Below are 586 nucleotides of genomic sequence, written 5' to 3' on the forward strand. Positions count from 1 at the left end.
GTACAGTGTTGAATCAGTTTGCGCTCATCGTCTGGCCACAGGCGCGAGCGATCATAGATGTGGGTCAGTTCGTGCAGCACCGTGGCGAGCATTTCACGGCGGACCGTGCCATGAGGGCGATGGGTCTTCTTGCTCGCAGCACTGCCGTCGGTGAGGCTGGCGAGCAGGTTACGGTTCAAGTCGAGTTCGGACACCAGCGATGCTTGGCCATAAGCATTGCTCGGCATGTCATCGGTCCAGCCGACATCTATGCGCCGGTCCAGTTGCTCGATAAACCGCGGCGGCAGCGCCTGCATGGCTTCATCGAGCAATGCCTGGCTGGCTTGCTGTTGTGCCGGGTTAAGACCTTCAGTCTTGAGCTGTAATTGCAGGCCGGCGTGGGCCGTGCTGCCGAACAGCATCATGACCCCGGCCAGCAGCCAGGCGGCTGACGGCTTCACAGTGCGAGGATGGCTTCGGCGAGTACCTGATCACTGGCATCCCGGGCTTCCGGCACCCGATCACGCAGAGTAATGAAAGCTGCTTCGAGGTGCGCGCCGCGGATATCGCCATTGCTGGCCACGAAACTCGCTGCATCGTCGTGTGC

At 61.1% G+C, this 586-nt stretch carries 2 protein-coding genes; both read right to left on the reverse strand.

Annotated features, from left to right (window positions below; genetic code table 11):
* A partial coding sequence (locus AC1DRJ_RS31735) for a DUF7844 domain-containing protein (RefSeq protein WP_477805576.1) occupies positions 1–440 on the reverse strand: 440 nt, incomplete at its 3' end.
* The coding region (locus tag AC1DRJ_RS31740; protein WP_477805577.1) for a DUF2388 domain-containing protein at positions 437–586 on the reverse strand (150 nt) is incomplete at its 5' end. The genes AC1DRJ_RS31740 and AC1DRJ_RS31735, both read right to left, overlap by 4 nt.

The organism is Pseudomonas sp. P5_B2 (assembly GCF_056400445.1).